The 26,688-nt window shown below is 39.9% G+C and carries 21 protein-coding genes and 1 tRNA gene; 15 read left to right on the forward strand and 7 right to left on the reverse strand.

What is annotated here, in order from left to right:
* Nucleotides 1-45 precede the first annotated feature (45 nt).
* The 4 genes from AAH582_RS13810 to rpe form a co-directional block, all read right to left on the reverse strand.
* Nucleotides 46-918, reverse strand: coding sequence for a hypothetical protein (locus AAH582_RS13810; protein ID WP_046672928.1), 873 nt, complete (start codon nt 916-918; stop codon nt 46-48).
* 170 nt (nt 919-1,088) lie between these two features.
* Nucleotides 1,089-3,353 (reverse strand): aconitate hydratase, encoded by a 2,265-nt coding sequence (locus AAH582_RS13815; RefSeq protein WP_046672871.1) that lies wholly within the window; start codon nt 3,351-3,353, stop codon nt 1,089-1,091.
* 49 nt (nt 3,354-3,402) lie between these two features.
* Nucleotides 3,403-6,165: a bifunctional aconitate hydratase 2/2-methylisocitrate dehydratase gene (locus tag AAH582_RS13820; protein ID WP_343318062.1), complete on the reverse strand. Its 2,763-nt coding sequence runs from the start codon at nt 6,163-6,165 to the stop codon at nt 3,403-3,405.
* Nucleotides 6,166-6,523: 358 nt separating this feature from the next.
* The gene (rpe, locus tag AAH582_RS13825) at nt 6,524-7,204 is read right to left on the reverse strand and encodes a ribulose-phosphate 3-epimerase (RefSeq protein ID WP_046672873.1); all 681 of its coding nucleotides are present in this window, start codon (nt 7,202-7,204) and stop codon (nt 6,524-6,526) included.
* 151 nt (nt 7,205-7,355) lie between these two features.
* Between rpe and AAH582_RS13830 the strand changes: the two genes are divergently transcribed.
* The 3 genes from AAH582_RS13830 (at nt 7,356) to AAH582_RS13840 (ending at nt 11,123) form a co-directional block, all read left to right on the forward strand.
* Nucleotides 7,356-9,473, forward strand: a complete 2,118-nt coding sequence (locus AAH582_RS13830) for an HD family phosphohydrolase (protein WP_046672874.1) — start codon at nt 7,356-7,358, stop codon at nt 9,471-9,473.
* A 127-nt stretch (nt 9,474-9,600) separates the two neighbouring features.
* Nucleotides 9,601-9,687, forward strand: a tRNA-Ser gene (locus AAH582_RS13835).
* A gap of 548 nt (nt 9,688-10,235) precedes the next feature.
* Entirely contained in the window at nt 10,236-11,123 is an 888-nt protein-coding gene (locus AAH582_RS13840; RefSeq protein ID WP_343318066.1) for an MBL fold metallo-hydrolase, read from the forward strand.
* Nucleotides 11,124-11,172: 49 nt separating this feature from the next.
* Here AAH582_RS13840 and AAH582_RS13845 read toward each other — a convergent pair whose 3' ends face one another.
* Nucleotides 11,173-12,042: a helix-turn-helix domain-containing protein gene (locus tag AAH582_RS13845; RefSeq protein WP_343318067.1), complete on the reverse strand. Its 870-nt coding sequence runs from the start codon at nt 12,040-12,042 to the stop codon at nt 11,173-11,175.
* A gap of 485 nt (nt 12,043-12,527) precedes the next feature.
* On the opposite strand from AAH582_RS13845, the gene AAH582_RS13850 reads away from it, so the two are divergent.
* The 9 genes from AAH582_RS13850 (at nt 12,528) to AAH582_RS13890 (ending at nt 22,330) form a co-directional block, all read left to right on the forward strand.
* On the forward strand, nt 12,528-13,400 hold the full coding sequence (locus AAH582_RS13850) for an SH3 domain-containing protein (protein ID WP_343318069.1): 873 nt from the start codon (nt 12,528-12,530) through the stop codon (nt 13,398-13,400).
* A 47-nt stretch (nt 13,401-13,447) separates the two neighbouring features.
* Nucleotides 13,448-15,826: a hypothetical protein gene (locus AAH582_RS13855; RefSeq protein WP_343318072.1), complete on the forward strand. Its 2,379-nt coding sequence runs from the start codon at nt 13,448-13,450 to the stop codon at nt 15,824-15,826.
* A 599-nt stretch (nt 15,827-16,425) separates the two neighbouring features.
* Entirely contained in the window at nt 16,426-17,262 is an 837-nt protein-coding gene (locus AAH582_RS13860) for a DUF3347 domain-containing protein (protein WP_343318073.1), read from the forward strand.
* A 176-nt stretch (nt 17,263-17,438) separates the two neighbouring features.
* A complete protein-coding gene (locus tag AAH582_RS13865; protein WP_343318075.1) occupies nt 17,439-18,371 on the forward strand; it encodes a TIGR01777 family oxidoreductase in 933 nt (310 codons plus the stop codon).
* 58 nt (nt 18,372-18,429) lie between these two features.
* On the forward strand, nt 18,430-19,290 hold the full coding sequence (locus AAH582_RS13870; RefSeq protein WP_204991113.1) for a fumarylacetoacetate hydrolase family protein: 861 nt from the start codon (nt 18,430-18,432) through the stop codon (nt 19,288-19,290).
* 149 nt (nt 19,291-19,439) lie between these two features.
* The gene (locus tag AAH582_RS13875) at nt 19,440-20,459 is read left to right on the forward strand and encodes a methionine ABC transporter ATP-binding protein (protein ID WP_343318078.1); all 1,020 of its coding nucleotides are present in this window, start codon (nt 19,440-19,442) and stop codon (nt 20,457-20,459) included.
* On the forward strand, nt 20,452-21,105 hold the full coding sequence (gene metI, locus AAH582_RS13880) for a methionine ABC transporter permease MetI (RefSeq protein WP_046672885.1): 654 nt from the start codon (nt 20,452-20,454) through the stop codon (nt 21,103-21,105). Before AAH582_RS13875 ends, metI begins: the two co-directional genes overlap by 8 nt.
* Before the next feature lie 15 nt (nt 21,106-21,120).
* On the forward strand, nt 21,121-21,933 hold the full coding sequence (metQ, locus tag AAH582_RS13885) for a methionine ABC transporter substrate-binding lipoprotein MetQ (RefSeq protein WP_046672886.1): 813 nt from the start codon (nt 21,121-21,123) through the stop codon (nt 21,931-21,933).
* On the forward strand, nt 21,911-22,330 hold the full coding sequence (locus AAH582_RS13890; RefSeq protein WP_343318082.1) for a YchJ family protein: 420 nt from the start codon (nt 21,911-21,913) through the stop codon (nt 22,328-22,330). The genes metQ and AAH582_RS13890 overlap by 23 nt, the downstream gene beginning before the upstream one ends.
* Before the next feature lie 161 nt (nt 22,331-22,491).
* Here AAH582_RS13890 and AAH582_RS13895 read toward each other — a convergent pair whose 3' ends face one another.
* Nucleotides 22,492-23,928, reverse strand: a complete 1,437-nt coding sequence (locus AAH582_RS13895) for a dicarboxylate/amino acid:cation symporter (protein WP_046672888.1) — start codon at nt 23,926-23,928, stop codon at nt 22,492-22,494.
* A 186-nt stretch (nt 23,929-24,114) separates the two neighbouring features.
* Nucleotides 24,115-24,465 (reverse strand): 4Fe-4S dicluster domain-containing protein, encoded by a 351-nt coding sequence (locus tag AAH582_RS13900; RefSeq protein WP_046672889.1) that lies wholly within the window; start codon nt 24,463-24,465, stop codon nt 24,115-24,117.
* Nucleotides 24,466-24,621: 156 nt separating this feature from the next.
* Between AAH582_RS13900 and AAH582_RS13905 the strand changes: the two genes are divergently transcribed.
* From AAH582_RS13905 to AAH582_RS13915, 3 genes are read left to right on the forward strand one after another with little or no spacing between them, the layout of a single operon-like run.
* Nucleotides 24,622-25,635 (forward strand): acyl-CoA reductase, encoded by a 1,014-nt coding sequence (locus tag AAH582_RS13905; RefSeq protein WP_046672890.1) that lies wholly within the window; start codon nt 24,622-24,624, stop codon nt 25,633-25,635.
* Between the two features lie 55 nt (nt 25,636-25,690).
* Complete coding sequence (locus AAH582_RS13910; protein WP_046672891.1) at nt 25,691-25,894, forward strand: hypothetical protein; 204 nt, start codon at nt 25,691-25,693, stop codon at nt 25,892-25,894.
* A 5-nt stretch (nt 25,895-25,899) separates the two neighbouring features.
* Nucleotides 25,900-26,580 (forward strand): cell division ATP-binding protein FtsE, encoded by a 681-nt coding sequence (locus tag AAH582_RS13915; RefSeq protein ID WP_046672892.1) that lies wholly within the window; start codon nt 25,900-25,902, stop codon nt 26,578-26,580.
* Nucleotides 26,581-26,688: the final 108 nt, after the last annotated feature.

Raw genomic sequence — 26,688 nt, forward strand, 5'->3', positions numbered from 1 at the left:
AAAAAAAGCTACTTTAAAAGTAGCTTTTTTTGTAACGAATATATTTTAAAATCTAAAGCCCAAAGCCCAGTAATTTTCAAAAAACCATATTTGTTGAGAGGCTTTATCTACCCCTCTTCTTCCAGTTGTACGAATGTTTGTTAAATCAGTCCAGCCCGTTTTGAAATTCCCCTGAAGGTAGAGTCCCTTATAAAAACGGTAGTGCAACCCAACTTTTGCCGAAGCGCCATACCCTGCAATGTTCCAAAAATGGTTGGCTCCTTCACCAAAAAGATGTACGTCGGAACGAGGAATCAATAAGCCTACATCCACACCCGATTCCATCGTCAATACCTGTTGACCCTTGCGGTTATTGATGATGTCGTCATAACGTTCCAGGCCTACTGAGGCAAAGTTATAGCCGTCGGTGTGTTCAAATGTCAGCATGGCCGAGTCTACAGTAATCAATTCACCGTTATATTGACCAGCGCGATTTCCTGTCGGAATACCAGGGTTAGAAATCTCTTCACCGATAAAACCCGAAATTTTCACCTGTTGTGGAATATCGACCACATATTTCATATGGTCCCATCCCAATGAAATGGAATAATTATCCTTGATATAATAACCAAAGTGCAGATTAAATTGCGGAATAGTCAGCCTGCTTGGGTCAAAATACGTTGAACCAAATTTAGTTGGCCTGTCACCCGCTTTTACATCATGCAGAATAAAGTCATAATTAGGTCCCGTAAAATGAATATCTGATTTCGCGTAAGAAGAGAAGTTGTACCCCCAAAAGAAGAAGAATTTGCCCTTGTTACTTTCTGTTCTCAAATTTTTCGGTTTGAAAATGCTTTTTCCTATCTCAGGATTTTCTTGGGCAAATAAGGCAGAAACACTTAGTGCAAGTGCTCCAATTGTTAAAAATATTTTTCTCATATCGGTGCTAAAAACGTTGGGCAAAAGTACCGGCATTCTATTTTATAAGCAAATAAAAACAATGGAAATTGGTAAAATATGACGAAGATCACAGAAATGTCATTCCGCTCAGGAAATAAAAAAAGCTGCTTTCCGGGAAAGCAGCTTTTCATTTTATTTCTAAAAAATTATTATCCTTGATTTTTGCGGATGATATTCAAAGCTCCACCGGCTTTAAACCACTCGATTTGTTGCGCATTGTAGGTATGATTCGCCAAAATCTCTTCCGAAGTACCATCAGCATGATGTAACACAAGCGTTAATGGTTTACCTGGAGCAAATTCTGTCAGACCGATAATATCAATGGTATCATTCTCCTGAATCTTGTTATAATCGTCTTTGTTCGCAAACGTTAATCCCAACATCCCTTGTTTTTTCAGGTTTGTTTCGTGAATACGCGCAAAAGACTTCACTAAAACAGCACGGACACCTAAATGACGAGGTTCCATCGCAGCATGCTCGCGGGAAGAACCTTCACCGTAGTTTTCATCGCCGACTACAATTGAACCAATACCGTGTGCTTTATAGTCCCGCTGTGTTGCAGGAACAGGACCATACTCGCCTGTAAGTTGATTTTTAACGCTATCAGTCTTCTCATTGAAGAAATTCAAAGCGCCAATCAACATGTTATTTGAGATATTATCCAAGTGACCACGGTATTTCAACCAAGGACCAGCCATAGAAATATGGTCAGTAGTACATTTACCTTTCGCCTTAATCAATAGTTTCAACCCTTTCAGATCCGTACCTTCCCATGGAGCAAAAGGCTCCAACAATTGAAGACGATCTGAAGTAGGCGCTACATCAACCACCACCGAACTACCATCAGCAGCTGGCGCTTGGTACCCTGGGTCATCTACCGCAAATCCCTTTGTTGGCAACTCATCCCCCACAGGTGGATCCAGCTTCACTTGTTCACCCTTGTTGTTTGTCAAGGTATCAGTTACCGGATTGAAACCCAAATCACCAGAAATTGCAATCGCAGCTACCAATTCTGGCGATGCAACAAATGCATAGGTATTTGGATTACCATCTGCACGTTTTGCAAAGTTACGATTGAAAGAGTGAACGATTGTATTTTTCTCTTGTTTATCGGCCCCTACACGATCCCACATACCGATACATGGACCACATGCATTTGTAAAAATTGTCGCATTGAGATCTTCAAAAGTTTTCAGCAAACCATCGCGATCAGCCGTAAAACGCACTTGCTCTGACCCTGGATTAATACCGAATTCAGCTTTTGTGATAAGCCCTTTATCAACAGCCTGTCTTGCAATAGAAGCCGCACGTGACAAGTCTTCATAGGAAGAGTTTGTACATGAACCGATCAATCCCCATTCAACTTGCAGAGGCCAGCCATTTTTCGTTGCTTCTTCACGCATGCGTGAAACTGGTGTATACAAATCTGGTGTAAAAGGACCGTTTAGAGAAGGCTCTAATTCAGACAGATTGATTTCAATTAACTGATCAAAATATTGTTCTGGGTCAGCATAGACCTCAGCATCCGCAGTCAAATGCTGTTTTATAGCATTGGCCGCATCAGCTACTTCGGCACGCCCCGTAGCACGCAGATAACGTTCCATCGATTCGTCATAACCGAAAGTTGAGGTTGTTGCACCAATTTCAGCACCCATGTTACAGATGGTTCCCTTACCTGTACACGATAGAGACTCCGCACCTTCGCCAAAATACTCTACAATGGCACCAGTTCCACCCTTTACAGTCAAAATACCCGCGACTTTGAGGATCACATCTTTTGCTGCCGCCCATCCACTCAACTTACCCGTTAATTTTACACCGATCAGTTTCGGGAATTTAAGTTCCCAAGGTAGACCTGCCATCACATCACACGCATCAGCACCACCCACACCGATCGCAACCATACCTAAACCACCGGCATTCACCGTATGCGAGTCTGTACCGATCATCATACCGCCTGGAAACGCATAGTTTTCCAAAACGACTTGGTGAATAATACCAGCTCCGGGTTTCCAAAAACCGATACCATATTTATTGGATACAGAACTCAAAAAGTTGAATACTTCAGAACTTTCACTTTTAGCACGAGCCAAATCTTTATCCGCACCCTCTTTAGCCTGAATCAGGTGATCACAGTGTACAGTAGAAGGAACCGCTACCTTTGGACGCCCAGCTTGCATAAATTGCAATAATGCCATCTGTGCAGTTGCATCCTGCATAGCAACGCGATCTGGGGCAAAGTCAACGTAAGAAACGCCACGTTTGTAATCCTCAGTAGCATTGCCATCCCAAAGGTGGGCATACAAAATTTTCTCAGATAAAGTCAAAGGTTTGTTAACCACCTGACGAGCAGCAGAAATGCGCTCATCATATTGGCTATAGACCTTTTTAATCATATCTATATCAAAAGCCATATCTCTCTAATTTATGTTGTTTAATTAAGTTACTAAACCCTATCACTAATTATTTTGTTGGAATAGGCGCAAACTTCGTTAAGTTAATGCCTTCCACAGCAGCTTTATATTCTTCAATATTCGGAATCCGCCCCAAAATCGCTGAAAGAACAACAACCGGAGTTGATGCTAATAAAGACTCCCCTTTTTTACCATCTCTGTCTTCAACAACACGTCCTTGGAATAAACGGGTTGACGTAGCCATTACCGTGTCACCTTTAGCTGCTTTCTCCTGGTTACCCATACAAAGGTTACAACCAGGACGCTCCAAATACATAATATTCTCGTATTCAGTACGCGCAGTACTTTTTGGTAAAGCATCGCTAAATTCAAATCCAGAGTACTTTTGTAAGAATTCCCAATCGCCTTCCGCTTTTAGCTCATCAATGATATTGTATGTTGGCGCCGCAACGACCAGAGGCGCTTCAAACGTAACAACACCTTTTTGCTGTTCAATGTTTTTCAACATCTTCGATACGATCTTCAAATCGTCTTTGTGAACCATACAAGAACCGACGAAACCTAAGTCCACCTTTTTGTTTCCACCGTAGTAAGAAAGATCGCGAATTGTATCGTGTGTATAACGTTTCGAAACATCTGCATTATTCACATCCGGGTCGGCGATCATCGGTTCTTCGATAATATCCAGATCAATAACAACTTCAGCGTAATACTTCGCATTGGTGTCTGGAGTTAAAGCAGGCTTAGTACCAGATTTAATTTCCTCAATACGTTTGTTCGCTTTGTCAATTAAGCCCTGCAAAACATTGTTTTTGTTTTCCATGCCTTTATCGATCATAATCTGGATACGGTTTTTAGCGATTTCCAATGATTCGATCAGCGTATTATCCTGGGAAATACAAATAGAAGCTTTCGCCTTCATTTCTGCAGTCCAGTCTGTAAAAGTAAATGCCTGATCCGCTAAAAGCGTACCGATATGAACCTCTATAATCCGACCTTGGAACACATTTTCACCAGCAAATTGCTGCAACATCTGCGCCTGTGTCGCATGAACCACATCACGGAAATCCATGTGTTCTTTCATACTGCCTTTAAACGTAACTTTGACCGATTCAGGGATTGGCATAGAAGCCTCACCTGTCGCTAAAGCTAGCGCCACCGTACCGGAGTCAGCACCAAAAGCAACACCTTTAGACATACGGGTATGTGAATCACCTCCGATAATGATTGCCCACTCATCGATGGTAATATCATTTAATACCTTATGAATAACGTCTGTCATCGAATGGTACACCCCTTGAGGGTCGCGTGCAGTGATCAATCCAAAATCATTCATAAATTTCATCAATTTAGGAATATTGGCTTGTGCTTTTTTATCCCATACCGATGCAGTATGACAACCTGATTGATAAGCCCCATCTACTGTAGGCGAAATTACTGTAGCAGCCATTGCTTCTAACTCCTGCGCAGTCATCAAACCTGTCGTATCTTGCGAGCCAACGATATTCACCTTCACACGAACGTCAGAACCAGCATGTAATACCTTACCTGGCGTTACACCTACCGCATTTTTATTGAAGATTTTCTCCACTGCTGTTAGACCCTGGCCTTCGATTGTGATTTCTTTTGAAGGGGCAAATACTGCTGGCGCTTGAATACCTAAAGTTTCCGCTGCAAAAGTTTGGATCTTTTTACCAAAGACAATAGCATAAGAACCACCTGCTTTAATAAATTCCATTTTTTGAGGAGTCAAAGCTTTCGAAATATCGATTAGCTCCTGCTCGCCGTTATATAATTTTTTAGTCTTGGTATTAATTGTTAAGACAGTACCTGTAGCAACAGAATAAGCTTCTTCTAGAATTGGCTCGTTTTTCTCATTACGGATTACGTTACCATTTTCATCCACTTTCTTCACCCAGTTTTTAAGGTCTATACCGATACCTCCGGTCACGTCCACTGTTGTCAAGAAAATCGGTGAGATACCATTCGTACCACCAACAATTGGCGCAATGTTGACAAAAGGAACGTAAGGGCTCGCTTGTTTACCGGTCCATAGTGCAACGTTGTTTACACCCGACATACGAGATGACCCCACACCCATTGTTCCTTTTTCAGCAATTAACATAACGCTTTTACCAGGGTGTTGCGCCTGTAATTCAACGATTTGTTGCTGTGCTTCAGGTGTGATCATACATTTTCCATGTAATTCACGATCTGAACGCGAGTGTGCCTGGTTACCTGGCGACAATAAATCTGTCGAGATATCACCTTCACCAGCGATAAAAGTAACCACTTGAATTTCCTCAGCAACCTCAGGCAGTTTCGTGAAAAACTCTGCCTTTGCATAGCTTTCTAAAATATCTTTCGCTACCTCATTGCCTTGCTCAAAAGCTTCTTTCAAACGAGCGGTATCTGCGTCGTATAAGAAAACTTGTGTTTTAAGAACCTCAGCCGCCTGTTTTGCAATAGCTAGATCTGTACCCAAAGCCAGGTCCAATAAGACCTTGATTGAAGGACCACCCTTCATATGTGACAACAATTCAAAAGCAAAATCAGGTGTAATTTCAGCAACGACTGATTTACCCAAAATAATTTCCTTCAGAAATTGCGCTTTAACACCCGCTGCAGGCGTAGTGCCCGGCAACGTGTTGTAAATAAACAATCTTAAAGATTCAGCTCTATTTTCATTGTTTAAATCTTTAATCTGAGCAATTACCTCACTTAGTAATTCTGCTCCGTCAATAGGCTTAGGATGTAATCCTTGGCCTTCTCGTTCTACAACCTCTTGTACGTAATCGTTGTAAATACTCATAGATATCTATCTTTCTATTTTATGGGCAGCCTAAAAACACATTGTCTTTCTATGCTACCATGTCTGTAATATAATTAAGCTAATACGCCATCTATCGGGTCCCCCTAACAAATCACAAATTAACCCTTCCACTTCATGTTTTGAAGTTGATTCATTTGTCGTAAATCAACTTGTATGACTAATTACAAAAATAGTGAAAATCCAACTTTAAACGCATGCATTCCATTTATTTAAATCAATTTGGAATTGTTCTAAACAGAACTTATACAATCCCGCCATCTTTCTTTGCAATCCACTATTTTGCATTTATTTCTTTCAAAAAAAAAGGTGATTTATATTATCAAATCACCTTTTCCTTTTATATACTTTCTACAGTTATATCAATGTCTTTTAATGCTTTCACAGTTTCCAAAGGATCTGTCGCGTTGAAGACAAATGAACCTGCCACCAGCACATCTGCTCCCGCTTTCAATAATTGTGCTGCATTCGCAGTCGTTACTCCCCCATCGATTTCAATCAGCAGTCCATCATTCACGCCTTGTGCCATCGCCCTTAGTTCCTGCACCTTGGCATAGGTATTTGGAATAAATTTTTGACCACCGAATCCCGGATTAACAGACATGATACACACCAAGTCTAAATCTGCAAGAACATCTTTTAATAGAGCAACCGGTGTATGTGGATTCAATGCGACACCAGCTTTACATCCCAATTCTTTTATAGCAGCTATTGTACGATGCAAATGTGTACATGCTTCGTAGTGCACGGTAATGATCTCAGCCCCCGAATCTTTACATACCTGCAGATAACGATCGGGATCAACAATCATCAAATGTACATCCAAAGGTTTAGCAGCATGTTTTGCAATAGCCTGCATAACTGGAAATCCAAAAGAGATATTTGGAACGAAAACACCGTCCATAATATCAATATGAAACCAATCTGCCTCACTGTTGTTTACCATGATGATATCATCGTATAATTTTGCAAAGTCTGCAGCAAGAACGGATGGTGCAATTAGATGTGATTTTGTTGACATGTTGTATTTTTTTTGCAAAGATAACAAGTATTTTTTGTTCATCACAGCATTTACCCGATTTAATACCTACAAACGACAATTGGCAGAAGCTGCAGAAAATAAATTATAACTACATTTGTATATTAACATTATATTAAAAATATAGCTCACAGTGGGAAGACTAAAAATAAAGTACAAAAGAGAATTAAATACAACGGAGAACCTCGTCCGAAAAATTGGATTAATACTTATCACTATTATTCTGATCTGTATATTCCTTCCCAAACAGCCTCGTTTTCGCTATGAATTCCAAAAAGGAAAAGTATGGAATCATGAGAATCTGATATCACCCTATAATTTCGCCATATTAAAAACGCAGGAAGAATTGAATGCGGACAAGAAAAGTATCTTGAACACGATTCAACCGATTTATAACGCCAATACGACGACAAGCAAAGAGCAAATTGATCAGTTCAATACCGATCTGGCCGAAAAATGGCAAAGCAGCAAGCTGGATACAACACATGAGAATATTGCGGATTATAGAAATGCCGGCAATGCCATCTTAAGCCATCTCTATGGCAAAGGCATCCTTTCATTGAACAATCGGTTTCAGAACCGCAGCAATGACAAATCTCCAGCTTCCAAGCATTACAACTTCACACTGATCCAGGACAAAGTTGCCAGTCAAAAAAACACGGCCGACTGTTACACCATCGAAAGCTCCTATGGTTACATGGATGAGATCATGCCCAAATTGACCAAAATAAAACAAAAGAGCTGGCTCGAGGAGACTTTAAAAAACTATATTACCATTAACTATATTTATAACGACCAGCAGACGGAGGCCTTGGAACAGAATGCCATTGCTAATATTTCAGCGACACGGGGTGTAGTCCAAAAAGGCGAACTGATCGCCGAAAAAGAAAAAATAATTTCCAATGAGACTTACCAGAAACTCGAGTCGCTCCGTAAGGTATACGAAGATGAAGGCAAGATCAGCGGAAATCAAAACTATGTGACCCTGGGGCAATTTCTGATTATCTCGCTCGCCCTTTCAATTCTAATGGTATTCCTTTTTCTTTTCCGCAAGGACATCTATTTCAACAATAGATTGCTGGTCATTATCATGATTGTCATTATAGGCATGCTCGGCGTCCTATCCTGGGCCATTAAAATCAAGATACCGAATCTCTACTATATGCCGTTTTGTGCTGTCCCTATTATAATCCGTATTCTTTTTGATACGCGGGTTGCACTCAACATCCATCTGTTGATGGTGCTGCTGGCGGGGCTTTTTGTACCAAATAGTTTTGAGTTTGTCTTCCTGCAATTTATGGCGGGCATCGTTGCGATCTATAGTATTAAAACATTGGTCAAACGGGAGCAGCTGTTCATTTCCTCGGCTATCATCCTCGGTACCTATTGGATTGCTTATATCGGCTTGGTCGTCACAAGAAACGGATCAATAGACACTATTTACTGGTCTGACCTTCTTCCCTTTTTCGTAAGCGTCATGATCACCTTATTGGCTTATCCGATGATCTATGCATTCGAAAAGTTGTTTGGTATTGTCTCTGATCTCACACTCATGGAACTTACCAATAGTAATTCCAAGTTATTGCGGGAGCTTTCTTTTAAAGCTCCGGGAACCTTTCAGCACTCCCTACAGGTGGCTAATCTAGCGGAAGCCGCTATCTACAAAATCGGCGGGAATCCGCTGCTGGTTCGCGCCGGAGCCCTGTACCACGATATCGGAAAATTGACAAACCCCCAATTTTTTATCGAGAACCAGAAGACAGAAAAAAATCCGCATGATGAGCTTTCGCCGGAACAAAGTGCGCAGATTATTATATCACATGTCATCAAAGGGGTCGATATTGCCAAAAAACATCAATTGCCTGACGTGATCCTTGATTTTATCCGCACACACCACGGAACGACACGTGTTGACTACTTTTATAACGTTTTTGTCAAGAACAACCCCGACAAACTGGTGGACGAGTCTTTATTTACCTACCCCGGCCCTATTCCTTTTTCAAAGGAAACAGCCGTACTCATGATGGCAGATTCGGTCGAAGCCGCATCCCGTGCGTTAAAAGAACCATCGGAAGAGTCTATCAATAATCTTGTCGATAAGATTATTGAACATAAATTGATGCGGGGGCAGTTCAATAATAGTAACATTACGCTAAAAGATATCACCGAATCGGCAGTTATTTTTAAGGCAATGCTCAAAAGTATCTACCATGTTCGGGTAGACTACGATTTAAGCAAAAAAACAATGTAATTTTAATTGTCAAACAACAAATTGAATTTCAAACGCTTATTGCAACGTTACATTTTTTTTGCATTTTTTTTATTATTTAGACTTTGCAGAATCAAATAATTGCCTTATGTTTGCAATGTCAAAACGAGGAAGGGTGCCTGAGTGGCCGAAAGGAACAGTTTGCTAAACTGTCGTACTGGAAACGGTACCGCGGGTTCGAATCCCGCCTCTTCCGCAGACAACAGCGCTTTCAGAGAAATCAGAAAGCGCTTTTTTTGTTTCTGGTGAAAAAACAGCACCTCGTTTAAAATCCAGCAGAAAGCGGTTCATGAGAACAAGACAGTTCAAGAACACCTATAAAATTTAGCTATCGAATCCTACTCTTCACACGATCAATCTTAATCCGTACAATTTTTAAAACAATTGAAAAAAATGTTTTAAATTCTCAAGCCAATTAGGGCTGACGTCCTCGGGTTGTGTTCGTATTGTGTTCGTACCACCTTCGGAGATGAACAATCTGGCGACCATTAGTGACCTGATTCCGACCAGATAATTCCTGTACAGGGTCTGGTCGGAATCAGGTCAGCATCTGTACAACATCTGTATCGCATCCGAATAAGGTACGAAGCAGGTACGAACAAAAGGCAAGTTACATTCCTGAACATCGTTGTACAATCTTTAGGCCCCAATAAGTATTGTAAATATTTTATCAATTTATTACATTGTGTTTGATTTTCATAACGCTATTAGATTGTTAAAAGCAATTTGTTCAACTTTGGCAATATGAAACAGCTTAAAAGAACAGGTCATCTACAAATTCCCTTCGGTACGCTCGAACTTGTACTCCTGACAGATGGTTATTTTACACTCGAAACATTACAGCCTACCCTTGCCCCAAAAATACCGTCTCAACTAGTCGAAACGGAACTGCAAAGGCTTTCACTTTCAACAAAGATCTACCAAGCGCCCATCATCATCATGCTGATTAAACAACAGAATCGATACATACTCATTGATACTGGTGAGGGACATTATGACACCGACAATGCCGGAAATTTAACGGAAAGTCTGCTTTTAGCGAATATTGACCGTAATAAAATAACAGATATTCTCATTACGCACGCACATCGCGACCATATCGGTGGCATATTAGATACCGATGGTTCACCCAATTATCCAAACGCAACTTACTACATGGCTAAACCCGAATTTGAGTTCTGGATGTCAGATCGTCCTGATTTTTCCAAGAGCGAAAATCCAGAAATTGCTCAAGCTAGCATCGATTTAATACGAAAAACACTCGTTGCTATTGAGGTCAAATTACAGCTATTTGAACCGGGCGATCAACTATTTTCCTGCATTCATACAGAATCAGCAGCTGGGCATACCCCAGGCCATATCATCTATACAATAAAATCCGACAACAGAGCAATTACAAATCTTGTCGATCTGATACATTCACCGATCCTAGTTTCCCAGCCTCATTGGGGAACTCAATGGGATATTGACTTCCATCGTGCTGTCGATACACGGATAAAAATACTTGATCGCTGTTATCGAGAACAGACACTTGTGGTCGCATCCCATATGCCTTGGCCAGGGATAGGCTTCATTGGTAGAAAAAACAACGGTAAAGAATTGGAGTGGATTCCTAAAAACAGCATTAACTAAAATGTCTTTTCAAAAAAACACACAGCAGATAGCTATTTTGCTTGAACCGCTATTCTTCAACCTCCTGCATTCCTGAATGCTCCAAAAACTGACGTGGAGATACCCCATTATGCCTTTTAAAATAATTGGAAAAACCCGCTAGATCATTGAAATTAAGATCTACTGCAACTTGTTTGATCGATTTTCCTGCACATAGCAATTCAGACGTAATAACATTAACAACTTCTTTCGCGATAAAAGAATTGGCATTCATATCGAGGTGCTTCCTGCAGAACACATTCAGGTAATTTGCAGAGACACCTAATTTATCCGCATAATATTTGACCGAACGATGCTCCCGACCAAATGCTAAAAGTAATAACGAAAAACGTGTTAGAAGGGGTTCAAGTTTACCTTTTTTCCTATGTTTTAATTTCCCCACAACTTCTCGGTTGAACATTAATGCTATAATCCTGAATTTTGAAAAAATAATCTCCTTCATCCCCCGTTTGAATACTAACTCCCGATCGATCCCCTTAAACTCATTCAACATTTCCCGAAAAACCCTAGCCGAAAGTTTCATCACAGGATTATTTTTATAATAATCAATCGGATAAATAAAAAAGTTCTCAAATGTCTTAAAAAGCCGCCCGGAAACAAATACGGTATGTGATTTCGTACCTGCCCAAATATCCCAGTTATGAATCTGGCCAGGAAAGACCATGTGTAACTGCTTACAATTTATTTCATAAGCAACCCCATCGATAATATGCGTGCCACCACCTCTTTCAAACAACAAAAACGAAAAAAAATCAAGTCCGACAGGCTCATTTCTAAACATCTGCCGCTCAGTCCTGAAATATAGAATCTCTTCTTTTGTCCCCTTCAATTCTTGAAAATATGCAAAATGCTCTATTTCATAATTTTTGTTTTTCATCATATCCAATCATTTGTAGCAAATGACATTTTCAACATCTTTCACAATGATCAAAACGCCATCCCTATAATTCTAGGAAACCTGTCATATCTGGTGAAGAAATTCATCAATCTCCCTCATAGTATCGAATTAAAATAACATTGAATTAAAATAACATTGAATTTATCGATTCTCAAAACATGGGCAGCGAAATGAATGATTTGATAAAGCATATTGATGAATTTTATAAACGATTTTTCCATTTCACCTACTATCAACAAGAAATAATTAGAATAAAACAGGCCTCTATTCGCAAAAAATAGAACTAGTAATACAAGCGTTCTTTCAACTGATATACTTACTGAACAAATAGCTCTTTTGATCCCTAATAAGAGCAACATATCTACGGTTATAAATATCATTTCTGGCACTTTACAAAAAAATACCTGAAACCAGTGATAAGGGGTATGGACCAATTCAGCTATTTTTGCTGGAAAGAAGAGTGAAAAATGAAAAAGTTAATTGGATGCTATTTAGTCATTTTAAGTATCGGACCACTTTGCTTAAAAGCGCAGGAAAATCTAAAGTTTGACGATAATTTCAACGTATGGAACATACAGAAAGGCCAGTCAGCAACTGTTTTTGCAGCCAAAGCTTATGTCCGTGCTCAACCCAGTCTAAAGGCAGCAATCGTAGATTCTTTATCCGTCGGAAATGTCGTTACGATCAATAGTAATCCCATCAAAGGAAATACACTAAAAAATTTTTATGCTCCTTGGTATGAGATAAATTATTCCGACGGTAACAGCAAAAAGAATGGATTTATTTGGCTTGGATTATTAGCGCTCGGAAAACAGACCGCTTCAGACGGCTCGCAATATATTTACGGTTTTGAACGTTTTACCAAAGGTATCAAGGAAGAGGAACAGGATCATTTTTCAACCGGTGTAAAACTTATCGACGCAAATGGAAATTTTCTAGCTGAACACACCTTCCCTTTCGCCTATTCAGAACAAAGCTTCTCCCAAAGTAAATTGCTGCCTGCAATGGGGCTGCAAAATGTCAAACACATCATCCGCATTGAATTTCTAGGCGAAGCCTGTGGCATACCCTCTGAATATAGCTATGTGGCCTGGACGGGACGGCAGCTGGTTGATCTTCCTAGCCGATATTCGGTTAGTGATGCTGGTGTGTTCTATTACGATGAAAAGATTCTTTTCCCTTCCGAACACGGAAAAAATAATCAGATTATCTATAAATACATTGAAGAGGGAGAAGTTATCGACGATAATGCGGAAAATCCAAATTTTAGGGTCACAAAAAAGAGTGAAGAATTTCTATGGAACGGTATTGGATTTGAAAAGCTTTCGAAAGCTAAATAGTATTTTCCACAGATTTCAATATACTGAATACATACAAGAATTAATAAATGGAAGAAAAGAATATATATGATTTGTTCTATAGCGGACAATTAGACCTCTTTATTATTGAAGGAGAAAATCAACTACGACAAAACGATCAAGATGTGACGCTTTGGACACACCTCGCCATCGCCTACCACGATCAGGTATTTTATGAGGGCCACGAAGCTATTTTCGATGTGATTCAGGAAAAAATGATTCCCTATTTTCAAAAAGCATTGGCCATCGAACCTGATCATGAAACGACCCTATATCATATACTGAATTATGTTTTAGACAATCAAGCAACACTAGCGCAAATTGGTCGACCAAAATCCCATATTACCGAAAACAACAAAGGTTTATTTATCGAATATGCAAAAAAATTAATCGCTTCCCCAAATATGTCCGGATATGGGCACAACTATTTAACCAATATCTACGAAGGGCTCCAGGATGATACAGCGTTGCTCCCAGCTTTGGAGGCGAGTATTGATTTCGTTAAAGAAACATTCAAGGATGAGCGAGAAACCTCTGATCATAATTTTTCCCTCTTTTGGATAAAGAAAATATATCTGCTCGACCGTACAAAACAGATCAATGCATCCAATATTTTAGCTTTAATGGAAGCAGATTTCAAGCATTTCATCAGCAGCAATGAAATGAATTATGTGGATCTTGCTGAAATTGCTTACGAAAACAAAGCAATCGACCTAGCATTGCAGATTTTACTTAAGCTCATCAAAGGGGAAAACTCAGCCGTGCATATCCATCAGGAGCTGGTTAAATGGCATACTCGATTTGAAGAATTGATTGCCGAGGGGTACGAGCACCCTGAAGTCTTCTACTATCAGCTTATCATTGAGCGTAATTACTCGGAAGAAATCGGAATCCCGCTTGACTATTATTATCTCCATGCACTCAAATTGATCGACACCTATCCTGACTCTTACGTCGGTTACCATTTTGCGGCAGCCTATCTCTATGACGAGGGACAGTATGCTGCTGCTATTCCATATCTGACTATGGTGGGTGAACGGAAATGGAATGCAACATCCTGGCGACGTCTAGTTGAATGCACTTTTAAAGCCAATGGAACAGTTTACGATCAGGTCCCTACTTTCAATGACCTTCCCCGTGAATGTTACAATGAAGCTGTTACGCTGTCTGATTTCATTCACTCCCTGGACAACTTAACCGCAGTCGATCAGTCTGCACTACAATTGCTCGTCCTCGGACTTTACCGTCAAGCCTACGACGCCTTCAAGGACTATTTTGAACAAAATAAATACGAAAGTGACTATTTTGGAGGCAGTCACAATAGGGCCATGAATTGCAATAATCTAGCTTTAGCTTATAAAGAAGCCGGTGAATTGGAAACCTGTTACGCTATCGCAACCGAAGGATTAAGCTATTCCGACTTTGAAGAACTTCATTTCACCCGAGCCGATACCTTGTCAGCCTTGGAAGATTACGTACGTCTCGAGCAAGTACTTCAACAGTACTTTGACACCTATCAGATCTCGTTGGAAGCCACTCTTGCGCAGCAAGAATTTACTTCGGAAGAAGACGAAGAAACCGAAGAAACGGAGTCTGCCATATTTCCTCCTTGTTACCGCATGCTTATGCATCAAATCGACGTCGAATATCAACTGGGTCGTACAGCGGACATTCAATCCCGGGCGCAACAGCTTCTCGAGTTTATTTACAAATTCTATATTGATCATCCCAATTTAGACGAATATCACTACCGTGACTTTGAAGCGTCAAAGAATGGGATCGAGCATATCATCTATCAGATAACTGAACAGGATAATTTAGCGCAACGCATCTCTTATTACGAACAAATGGCTAAACAATATCCACACGAGGCCCAGCCTCACTATGTGTTGATGCAGCTATATAATGAAAAGAGCAACTACAAATCCATGAACATCGCTGCGCAGAAATATCTTAAAAATAAACCGGAATTTATTATCGACAATTTCGACAAGGCAAAGACACTCTATCTCATCATTAAAAGCCATTACTACCTTAAGGAATTTAGTGAAGGTAAGGAAACATTCCAAAAGCATGATAATTGGGTCCAATCGATCATGGAGCCTAATGACTATGTTCTTTGGTTAAAATTCGGAATTGAACTTTTGGCCGAAAACGGAGCTATAAATGAAGTAGATAAATACGTCAACGTTTTCAACGGTATTTATGCCCAACACGATTGGGGTTATGACGATGATGTCGAATCGGTTAAATTGGCAGAAGCACATGTGAACCATAAAACTGGGAATCTGAAAAAAGCACACAGCTTACTGGATGAAGTGCTTTCCTATTCGGATCACTCCCCTTTGGCTGATGAATATAAACGTACCTGGAAAAAGCCAGGCTTCTTCTCTGGCTTTAAATTTTAAGTACTTCTTTTGCTTAAAAAAAGAAAGAATTCCAAACGTCGCTCCATGTTATTCGGCCCTCTGACCCCAAATAACATGGAGCGAATAAAAAAGTCCTTAATGTCAAAAAACGTTAAAAGAGGAAGCAGATTCTACCCAAAACAACTATATTTGAACTGACATGGCAATTAAGCGACTTATACTACTTTTTTTAACCTTAGGTTTCCTGTTGAGTGCACCCGGCGCTTTTGCCTGCCATAAAATGAATGCACACAGCAGTCACACCCAAGATGATGCTACCACTGACAAAAAGGATCATTGTTGCGCAAAATTTAAATCTTCCAAAAAAAAGGCTTTCTGTAAACATCATAAAGCCTGTAAAAATTGTAATTGTCAATGTGCTTATAGTTGTACGATTTTGGCAATTTCCAACCCTCTTGAAAAAGGTCATGAGCTTTGCGCTATAGCCATCAAAAAAAATTATAAACCCATAGTGCCAACATTTATTTCTGAAGGATATTTCTGTCCCTGGGTTCCGCCAAAAATAAGTTAATCTTTGTATTGATCACTAATCAATCATTTTTGATTACTTATTTTTACATATTCTTTTATCCAATCATATGAAAATCCAACACTATATCATAACAGGGGCTTTAGTGCTATCCTCTTTGACAAACTACGCACAAGACAACAACACCGTGAACAACAATGTTAAAATTGCCGGGAACTGTGGTATGTGTAAAAAAACAATAGAAAATGCAGGAGCCGCCGCTCAGGCGAAAGTTGAATGGAATGAAGACAACCAAACAGCGACAATAGCTTATGACGCAAAGAAAACGTCCTTAGATGCTGTATTGAAAAGTATCGCCGGAGCAGGCTACGACAATGAAAAATACCTTGCTGCCGAAGATACCTATGCTAAGCTTCACACTTGCTGTCAATACGAAAGGAATTTAGCTCCTCCAGCTTCAGACGCCCCCCAAGACGCAACCATTGCACCGGTAGCTTCAGTAGATAACATCAGCGATGCAAGCAATTTTCAAAAGATCTATGACCAATACTTTCTGCTTAAAGATGCGCTTATAGCAGCGGATAGTAAACAAGCTGCAGGCCTCGCAAACGATCTCGCCGATGCCATTGCTAAAATCAAAACTGCTGATCTAACGCAAGCGGAACAGGACGTCTGGAAAACCAAAACAGCATCACTCAAAGCCATTGTAAAGAGCCTACAACAGGCCAAGGATATCAGCAAACAACGAGAAGCCTTCGCAATTTTGTCAGAAGATATCTATAGTTTGTCCAAAAACTCAAAACCATCTTCTGCTGTTTATTATCAAAAGTGCCCGATGTTTAACAAAGGTAAAGGTGCCACTTGGTTAAGCCGTCATAAAGAAATCAAAAACCCTTACTATGGCGCACAGATGCTGACCTGTGGTAGCACAGTTCAAACGCTTTAACCAATAACGTCAGTTAATCGACTCTTAAAGGTTTATCTCGTCGGGAGATAAACCTTTTTTTGTAATTGCTGCCGCAATGATCGATTTTTTATAAACCAAAATAGTATATTTAATATCAGCAGAAATAGGTTCGCTTAAATGACAACATGCGTATATTATAAAACAAGGTTCAATTCATGGAAAAAGTAATTATTACAGGTGGTGCCGGAGCTATAGGTCTTCATTTAACAAAACTATTGGTTGCCAATTTCTATGAAGTTATTATTTTTACTAGAAATCCGAAATCCCATCCCGCGCAGCCGAATGTCAGATACGTACACTGGGATCCCTATAAGCAAGAGATAGACGCCAAATCAATTCAGGAGGCCGATTATATCATCAACCTGGCAGGCGCAAACCTCAATGCCAAACGCTGGACAAAAACATATCAGCAAGAAATTATTGCCAGCCGGGTCGAAAGTGGGAAACTGCTCTACCAAAGTCTTAAACAACTACCTAATCGGGTAAAAGCAGTTATATCTGCCTCCGCTATAGGCTGGTATGGAACGGACGATCCCTACCAAAAAAGACCTTTTACAGAAGGAGACCCTCAAGGGGGCAATTTTCTATCCTGGGTTTGCAACCTCTGGGAAGGAAGCGTAAAACCTATTGAAACATTGGGAAAAAGACTCGTTGTCTTCCGTTTTGGAGTCGTTATCAGTAAGGATCAGGGAATGCTAAAAGAAATCGGACGCTTCCTACCCTTCCGTTCAGTTCCGATATTGGGTTCTGGCAAACAGATGCTCAGTTGGATCCATATGGATGATCTCTGCCGCATGCTGTTATTTGGTATACAAAATAATACCATAGCCGGGATTTATAATGCCTGCTCGTCCGAACCGCTTCCGCTTGCCGAGTTTACCAAAAGAATAGCGAAACGTCAATACGGTCCATTCTACATCCCCCTCCCAGTCCCATCACTGATGATTAAGCTGATGCTCGGAAAAAAAGGAGAGGAAATGGTACTCAATGGGACATGGGTGAGCAATAAAAAGATTGTTCAGGAGAAATTCCCTTTTAAATATCCCCTTTTGGACAATAATTGTATAGATAACTTACATATTGATTAATTGTTAATTCGCGTTAATTTCCGCCCTTTTTGGGACAAAATCCGTATATTTGCGGCTTATGAAGATTTTTAGATATGGCGCAAAGGGCTCCGAAAAAGCGGGAGTCATTTTAAACGAAAAGAAATATGATGTTTCGGAAGGAAATTTTCAATATAACCGCGATTTCTTTGCGGATATTGCAAATTTGGAAAGACTTCAAGCATATATAATTGAAAAAGGCGACAAGCTTAAAGAGATAGCCGACGACGAGCGTATTGGTACACCATTGGAAGCTCCTTCCAAAATACTTTGTGTAGGACTTAATTTCGATGATCACGTCAAAGAAACCAAATTACAACAAGCTTCCGAGCCTATTGTATTTATGAAATCTGTATCTGCATTCAATGGTCCTTTTGATGGAATTACCCTTCCGAAGTTCTCTGTAAAATCTGATTGGGAAACCGAATTTGCCATTGTAATTGGAAAAAAAGCTTCTTATGTTACTGAAGAAGAAGCTTTGGACCATGTGTTTGGCTACGTGCTACACAACGATGTGACAGAGCGTGAATTTCAAATCGAGCGTGGCGGAACCTGGGACAAAGGTAAAGGATGCGACACTTTCGCCCCTATTGGTCCGTTTATAGCAACCAAAGATGAAATCACAGATATCGATAACTTAAGAATATGGCTCAAACTCAATGGTGAAATCATGCAAGACGGCAATACAAGTGATTTTATCTACCGTGTGCCCAAATTGATCTCTTATTTAAGTCACTTTATGAGCTTACTTCCAGGCGATATCATTTCCACAGGATCGCCTGCCGGATCTGGCATGGGCAAATCTCCACAAAGATTCCTGAAAGATGGTGATGTCATCGAATATGGTATTGATGGACTTGGATCGGCAAAACAAGTGATTTCAGCTTATCAAGGTTTATAAAAAATAGATATCTGGGTTCTTTCATTCTTTTTCAGTCTGAAAGAGCCCATTTTCTTTCACTTGATTTTATTTTATCCCCGGCATTTGTGTACATTTATATCAACATCATCCATTTGTCCAACTAAAATTGCTAAATCCCTACAGGGTCAATGATTCAACTAAACAACATATCCAAATCTTTTGCGGTAAAAGCGACACGTATTGATGCTTTAAAAGACGTCTCGCTGTCTATTGCAAAAGGTGAAATTTTTGGTGTAATAGGCGCTTCCGGAGCGGGTAAAAGTACTTTGATCCGTTGCGTCAACCTTTTGGAAAGGCCAGACAGTGGTCAGGTAATTATAGAAAATAACGACTTGATGTCGCTGCCTGCCAGTGATCTTATGTTAAAAAGACGGAAAATTGGTATGATTTTCCAACACTTCAACTTGCTGTCATCACGAACAGTTTATGGAAACATATCCTTCCCGCTCGAACTTGAGGGCAAATCGAAAGAATTTATCAGCGGAAAGGTGTTGGAGCTATTACGTTTGGTTGGGTTGGAAGACAAAGCCGACGTGTACCCTGCAAATCTTTCCGGAGGCCAAAAACAACGCGTTGCCATCGCGCGTGCATTAGCCAATGATCCTTACATTCTACTTTGCGATGAGGCTACGAGTGCCTTAGACCCAGCAACCACAAAATCTATCCTCAAACTGCTAAAAAAAATCAATAAGCAGCTTGACCTTACGATATTATTGATTACGCACGAGATGGATGTAATAAAAAGTGTTTGCGATCAGGTTGCCGTATTAGACCACGGAAAATTGATTGAAACTGGTCCGGTAGAATCAATATTCGCCAATCCTCAGGAAACAACAACCAAAAACTTTATTCAGTCTTCACTTGAAGTTGAAATTCCACTAAGTTTTCAGGAACGCTTGAAAAGCGCTGGAAACCCGCTCGTAGAAATCTATCTAACTTCAAATGAAGAATCCATCCCATTTATACAACATTTGGAACAACAATTTCAAGTCAAGACAAATATCATTACCGCTCAAATAGATTATATTGGCGAAATGAAATTTGGTGTTATATTAGCCGAACTATCGGGTGAAAAAGAAAATGTTATGCATAGTCTATCTTTCTTAAAAGAAAAGCATTCACAAACTAAAATCTTAGGCTATGTCTGATCAGGTATTTAATCTTCTGCTATCGGGTACTTTAGAAACCCTAACCATGACGTTCTTATCAGGTTTCTTTGGTTTTGTGCTGGGTCTTCCACTCGGGATTTACCTGTTCTTGACCCGCAAACATCAACTGCTCGAAAACAAAGCCATGCACCAACTTGTTTCATTGCTGGTGAATGTGTTTAGGTCTATCCCCTTTATTATACTTATCGTATGGATGATTCCGTTTACACGCAACCTTGTCGGAACATCTATTGGTATGGCCGCAGCATTGGTTCCCTTGAGTATAGGTGCAGCTCCTTTTATTGCAAGACTTGTGGAAAATAGTCTTCTAGAAATTCCAAATGGCCTGATTGAGGCCTCAAGAGCAATGGGAGCAAATGCCCAACAGGTAATTTTCAAAGTTTTACTTCCTGAGGCTCTCCCCTCGCTGGTAAACAATGCAACAATTACGTTGATCACACTTGTTGGATACTCCGCGATGGGTGGCGCTGTAGGTGCCGGTGGACTTGGACAGATTGGTTATCAGTATGGTTATGTCGGATATGATACTTTTATCATGAATTCTGTTCTAATTTTATTAATTTTAATCGTATTCCTGTTACAGTATACAGGAGATTACATTTCAAAAAAAGTAAACCATCGTTAACATAAATTATATCATATGAAAAAATTGAACTATGCATTTGCAATCTTAGCCTTCAGTCTCGTATCGATTGTGGCATGCAACAACAGCGAAAAGAAAGAGAATATCCTTAAAGTCGGTGTGGTATCCGGACCAGAAAAGGAGCTTGCGGAAACGGCTAAGAAAGTTGCAAAAGAAAAGTTCAATCTTGATGTGGAGTTGGTAGCTTTCAACGATTATGTTGTGCCCAATGAAGCCCTAAACCAAGGAGATATCGATGTAAATGTATTTCAGCATCAGCCTTATTTACAGGAACAATCCAAACAACGCGGTTTTACAAAGTTAACCATCGTCGGAAACACATTTGTATTTCCGATCGTTGCCTATTCCAAAAAAATAAAAACCATCACCGAGTTACAGCCTGGCGCCAGTATTGCCATCCCCAATGATCCTACCAATGGTGGCCGCTCACTTTTACTTCTGCAACGCGAGGGCATTATCGGCTTAAAAGAAAATGTAGGTATCCAACCTAAAGTAACAGATATAGTAAGCAACCCTAAGCAGGTCAAAATCATAGAGATGGAGGCACCACAGTTGCCTCGCGTTCTGGATGATCCTCAGGTTACAATTGCCATCATCAACAATAGTTTCGCCGCTCAGGCGGGGTTGGATCCCGAAAAACAAGGCTTATTCACAGAAGACAAAGAATCACCATACGTTAATCTAATTGTTGCCCGCTCAGATAACAAAAACGATGAAAAGGTGCAGCAGTTTATTCAAGCGTATCAGTCGCCTGAAGTGGAAGCTACCGCAAAAAAAGTCTTCAAGAATGGCGCCATTAAGGGCTGGTAAAATTTTTAAAATACAAGTGATAGCATCAGATCAATTATGCCCCTGTGGCTCTGGCAATACCTATGGGGAATGCTGCCAACAAATTCATCGTTTCCATGCCAAAGCAACCACAGCAGAGGCATTGATGCGCGCACGTTATAGTGCTTTTGTGACACAACAGATCGATTTCCTATACGATACATTTCACCCCTCAACACGACGGTTCCAAAATAAACAGGCTATTGGGCAATGGGCGCGGGAAAATAAATGGATGCAACTCACGGTCCTGAAATCTACACTCCACACGGTCGAGTTTGAAGCACATTATCTGGATCCACAGATGGAAGTTCATATTCACCATGAAAAGTCTACCTTCAAAAAACAAGGTGACTTATGGTACTACGTTGACGGGCGCTGATATAAAACAGTTTGCTTGCAAGCAGCTTTTCGTTCTATAAAAGTTCTCTTCTATGAAATAAAATGTGGTTTCAACTAAGTCCTTATTTTTGCTCATAAAAAAGCAGTCTCAACGGGGATGTCAAGACTGCTTTTCTGCAACGAATATTCGTCAGTTATCTATTAGATTGCTTCTTCAGTATCTTCCCGATAAGGAGCTTCTTCATCAAACTCACCCTCCCATTTAGCAACAACAACGGTTGCCAAACAATTTCCGATTACATTGACAGAGGTACGCGCCATATCCATGAGTTCATCGATACCTAAAATGGCTGCAATGACAAATGTTGGTAAACCAAACTGATCCGCCGTCGCAATCAAAATAATCAATGAAGCCCTTGGGACAGCAGCAACACCTTTGGAGGTGATCATCAATGTAAATGCAATCATTAATTGATGTCCAAACGACAAATGGATACCAGCCGCCTGAGCGACAAAGATCGCAGCCAATGATAAATAGAGTGAAGTGCCATCCAAGTTAAAACTATATCCTGTCGGAATGACAAACGAAACAATCTTACGTGGCACACCAAATTTCTCCATTGCGCTCATTGCCTTCGGTAATGCAGCATCTGAACTTGTAGTAGCAAATGCAATGGAAACGGGTTCCTTAATCGCATTTATAAAACGTTTTACAGGTATCTTTAGATACAGGGCTACAGGAAGCAATACGAGACATAAAAAGCAGATCAATGCAAAATACAGTGTCGCTAAAAGCATGAAAAGATTCTTAAGGATATCGACACCGAGATGCCCCACAGTGTAAGCCATGGCAGCACCAACGCCGATAGGCGCAAAGTACATAATCATGTTCGTAAACTTAAACATCGTTTCAGACATACTTTCGGTAAAATCAACCAAGGGTTTACGCTTTTTCTCATCGACCATTGCCAATCCAATCCCGAACAAAATTGAAAATACAACAATCTGTAAAACTTGGTTATCCGCTACAGATTTGACAATATTTTCAGGAAACAAGTCGCGTATAAAAGAAGTGAACTTGTATACAGGATGCACATGGTCCGGAAGTGTTTTGAGGATATGCTCATCCATACTTTCCTTCGGCGCAGGGAGCTCTTCATGTGGCATATGTGCAACATCAACACCCACTCCTGCCCGAGTCAGGTTTATAGCACCTAAACCAATAAAAATAGCACATGTCGTTGCACAAAAGAAATAAAGCATCGATTTCCATGCCATACGTCCCACCTGTTTCAAATCAGAATGCCCTGCAATTCCATATACAAGCGTAGCAAAGAGAATCGGTCCCACAATCGTCTTGACTAACTTGATAAAACCTTTACTCAAAGGTTGCAGGGAAATCGCTAGATTTGGAAAATCCAACCCGACAAATATCCCCATAATCATACAGGTCAAAATCCAAGTGGTCAAATTTTTCTTAAAGAGCGCATTTACAACCAAAACGGTAGCAACTATCCAACGGACAGCCATTAGAAATTCATGCGAAAAGCCTACAACATCAAATTCGTATAATACAGCAATGATACAAGCTAATGTAACTGTGATTAGGGTTATCAACCCTATTTTGGTTTTTAACATTTAAAAGATTTTAATGGTCAAAAGAACAAAAATAAAAAAATACTATGCTTTTGCAAATATTATTATTCCAAATAGCCAAGATTCGCAACAAAATATCGATTTCGCCAAAATAGAAAGGCACAAAAAAGGCACAAAAAAGGCAGGAAAATTTCTTATCCTGCCTTATATTTTAACGGAACACTAAATTTATTCCGCGTGTAACCAAGCTTTTTTCGCTAATAGCTCATCGTTTGATTCACGTACATCTTCGTCATCCACACAACAATCTACAGGGCAAACCGCTGCACATTGAGGCTCATCGTGGAAACCTACACATTCTGTACATTTATCTGAAACAATATAATAGACTTCATTAGAGATCGCTTCTTGAGACTCGTTGGCATCTAGTGTAACACCATCGCCAAAATCAATAACCCCATCCAAAGCCGTCCCATCTGAGAATTTCCAAGTTACACCAGCATCGTATATTGCATTATTTGGGCATTCCGGTTCGCAAGCACCACAGTTAATGCATTCGTCTGTAATTTTAATCGCCATTTATAACCTCACAATTATGATAAATAAACTATTTTTGCATTATCAATATGAAACAAAGTCTGATTGAACAATAAGGCTAGTTGATTCACGTTGATTAATGTTAACAGCACAAATATAATACAAATTTGTGTATTCATCTTTTAAAATTTTAATATTTTGACAAAGCAACAACGAATAAATGCATTTGTAAAATTAGGCGAGCGGCTGCAAGAGCGACCTGATGATTTGATTCAAATCATTCAATTCGCCCAACATAAAAACCCCTGGTATACGCCTCAAAATGTTGAACGTGCCATTCAAGCCATTGCTGCCAATTTGACAATAGAAAAGCTGAATCACTGGTTGGCTCCTTATCCAGATCTAAATTCAACGAAAATTGTAGGATTAATTCTGGCCGGCAATATCCCCTTGGTTGGCTTCCATGATATGCTATCGGTACTGATCAGTGGCTTTAGAGCCAAAATCAAAGTCTCATCGGACGACGCAGGATTGACCAGCTATGTGCTCCGTCTCCTTAAACAAATTGAACCGTCCTTTACCGATGCCTTTGAAATTGTTGACAAACTAAAAGATTTCGATCTGGTTATTGCAACAGGCTCCAACAATAGCTCGCGTTATTTTGACTATTATTTTGGAACCAAACCACATATTATTCGTCGCAATAGAAATAGTGTTGCCATCATCGGTGGCCAAGAATCTCCTGACCAGCTTGAATCACTGGGACATGACATCTTTGATTATTTTGGGTTAGGCTGTCGCTCTGTATCAAAGTTATTCATTCCAAAAGATTATCCGATAGCACACTTCTTCGAAGGTATTGCTGCGTTTAACAACGTGACCGAACATTTTAAATATAATAACAATTACGACTACAACAAATCCATCTATCTGATCAACGGCGACAAGCATTTTGATAATGGATTTTTATTGCTAAAGGAAGATGAGCGCACAGCTTCTCCCCTTGCTGTAGTTTATTATGAAACATACGAAACACTGGCTGAAGTTGAAAATAAACTCCAATTAGCGCAAGAAAATATCCAATGTGTTGTATCAGAAATAGCTTTAAGTGTGCCCTCGCCAGTATTTCGTTTTGGAGAAAGCCAATGCCCTGCTTTGGATGATTTTGCTGACGGCGTGAATACATTGGATTTTTTATTCGCAAACCAATAAGCTTCCTTTAAATTCATAGTAAATAAATTGCATTAAAAATACTAACTTTGAAATCATGTATATCATTAAAGTAAAAGGTGTCGCCAAAATCCCTGATTATGTTCAATTAAGAGATGATGCCTTCACCTTGCTGGCATATTTTAGAGTCGACCGCCCAGATAAGTCGCTTGATAAGATTGGATTGGGAGAAAAGGCAGAATATATCATGCAACTGGTTAGAGAAATGCCTTTTGGGCAAATTAAAAAATTAGAATTTTAGCTTCCATGATTGAAAATAAAGTCATTACATTAAAAAACGTTGATATCTTCCAACAAAAACATTTGGTATTGTCCAATGTCAATTTAAACATTGGCAAAGGAGAGTTTATATATCTTATCGGCCAGTCCGGCAGTGGAAAAAGTAGTTTACTAAAAATCATTTACGGCGATTTATACATCGGCAATGGTGAAGGTATGATTGCGGGCTTTGATCTTAAAAAGCTGCACGAAAATGATGTTCCTTACCTGCGTAGAAAATTGGGTATTGTATTCCAGGACTTTCATCTTTTATCCGATAGAAGCATCGAGAAAAACCTCGAATTTGCACTGAAAGCAACAGGCTGGAAAGATAAGAAAATGATCGATAGCCGGATATTGGATGTATTGGAAAAAGTTGGGCTTCGTTCCAAACTTAAGAAAATGCCACATGAGCTTTCCGGTGGTGAGCAACAGCGTATTGTAATTGCCCGCGCTTTACTAAATAATCCCGAAATTATTTTGGCAGATGAGCCTACCGGTAACTTAGATCCTGCGACATCAGAAGAGATCGTTTTATTATTGCGTGACATTGCCAATTCGGGAACGGCTATTTTAATGGCAACACACGATTATACCATTATCCGTAATATGCCATCCCGCATCATCAAAACTGCCGATGGCGTATTGCAGGACAATGTCAGCATCTAGACAGAAAACTGACATATAAAAATGAGATTCCGACAAATTGTTAGGCTTTTTTAATAAAATCTGACAAGCTGTCGGAATTTTATTGTTTGGCAAAAACTTTGACAAACG

It is taken from the genome of Sphingobacterium multivorum (assembly GCF_039511225.1).
In the GTDB taxonomy this organism is placed as follows: domain Bacteria; phylum Bacteroidota; class Bacteroidia; order Sphingobacteriales; family Sphingobacteriaceae; genus Sphingobacterium.

Excerpts from the sequence above, each read along its gene's own strand:
- AAH582_RS13895 (WP_046672888.1), bottom strand. The coding sequence starts at position 23,928 with ATGTTAAAAACCAAAATAGGGTTGATAACCCTAATCACAGTTACATTA.
- AAH582_RS13815 (WP_046672871.1), bottom strand. The coding sequence starts at position 3,353 with ATGGCTTTTGATATAGATATGATTAAAAAGGTCTATAGCCAATATGAT.
- AAH582_RS13865 (WP_343318075.1), top strand. The coding sequence starts at position 17,439 with ATGGAAAAAGTAATTATTACAGGTGGTGCCGGAGCTATAGGTCTTCAT.
- metQ (WP_046672886.1), top strand. The coding sequence starts at position 21,121 with ATGAAAAAATTGAACTATGCATTTGCAATCTTAGCCTTCAGTCTCGTA.
- AAH582_RS13845 (WP_343318067.1), bottom strand. The coding sequence starts at position 12,042 with ATGATGAAAAACAAAAATTATGAAATAGAGCATTTTGCATATTTTCAA.
- AAH582_RS13910 (WP_046672891.1), top strand. The coding sequence starts at position 25,691 with ATGTATATCATTAAAGTAAAAGGTGTCGCCAAAATCCCTGATTATGTT.
- AAH582_RS13810 (WP_046672928.1), bottom strand. The coding sequence starts at position 918 with ATGAGAAAAATATTTTTAACAATTGGAGCACTTGCACTAAGTGTTTCT.
- AAH582_RS13900 (WP_046672889.1), bottom strand. The coding sequence starts at position 24,465 with ATGGCGATTAAAATTACAGACGAATGCATTAACTGTGGTGCTTGCGAA.
- metI (WP_046672885.1), top strand. The coding sequence starts at position 20,452 with ATGTCTGATCAGGTATTTAATCTTCTGCTATCGGGTACTTTAGAAACC.
- AAH582_RS13890 (WP_343318082.1), top strand. The coding sequence starts at position 21,911 with ATGGCGCCATTAAGGGCTGGTAAAATTTTTAAAATACAAGTGATAGCA.
- AAH582_RS13915 (WP_046672892.1), top strand. The coding sequence starts at position 25,900 with ATGATTGAAAATAAAGTCATTACATTAAAAAACGTTGATATCTTCCAA.
- AAH582_RS13875 (WP_343318078.1), top strand. The coding sequence starts at position 19,440 with ATGATTCAACTAAACAACATATCCAAATCTTTTGCGGTAAAAGCGACA.
- AAH582_RS13855 (WP_343318072.1), top strand. The coding sequence starts at position 13,448 with ATGGAAGAAAAGAATATATATGATTTGTTCTATAGCGGACAATTAGAC.
- AAH582_RS13820 (WP_343318062.1), bottom strand. The coding sequence starts at position 6,165 with ATGAGTATTTACAACGATTACGTACAAGAGGTTGTAGAACGAGAAGGC.
- rpe (WP_046672873.1), bottom strand. The coding sequence starts at position 7,204 with ATGTCAACAAAATCACATCTAATTGCACCATCCGTTCTTGCTGCAGAC.
- AAH582_RS13840 (WP_343318066.1), top strand. The coding sequence starts at position 10,236 with ATGAAACAGCTTAAAAGAACAGGTCATCTACAAATTCCCTTCGGTACG.
- AAH582_RS13870 (WP_204991113.1), top strand. The coding sequence starts at position 18,430 with ATGAAGATTTTTAGATATGGCGCAAAGGGCTCCGAAAAAGCGGGAGTC.
- AAH582_RS13850 (WP_343318069.1), top strand. The coding sequence starts at position 12,528 with ATGAAAAAGTTAATTGGATGCTATTTAGTCATTTTAAGTATCGGACCA.
- AAH582_RS13860 (WP_343318073.1), top strand. The coding sequence starts at position 16,426 with ATGAAAATCCAACACTATATCATAACAGGGGCTTTAGTGCTATCCTCT.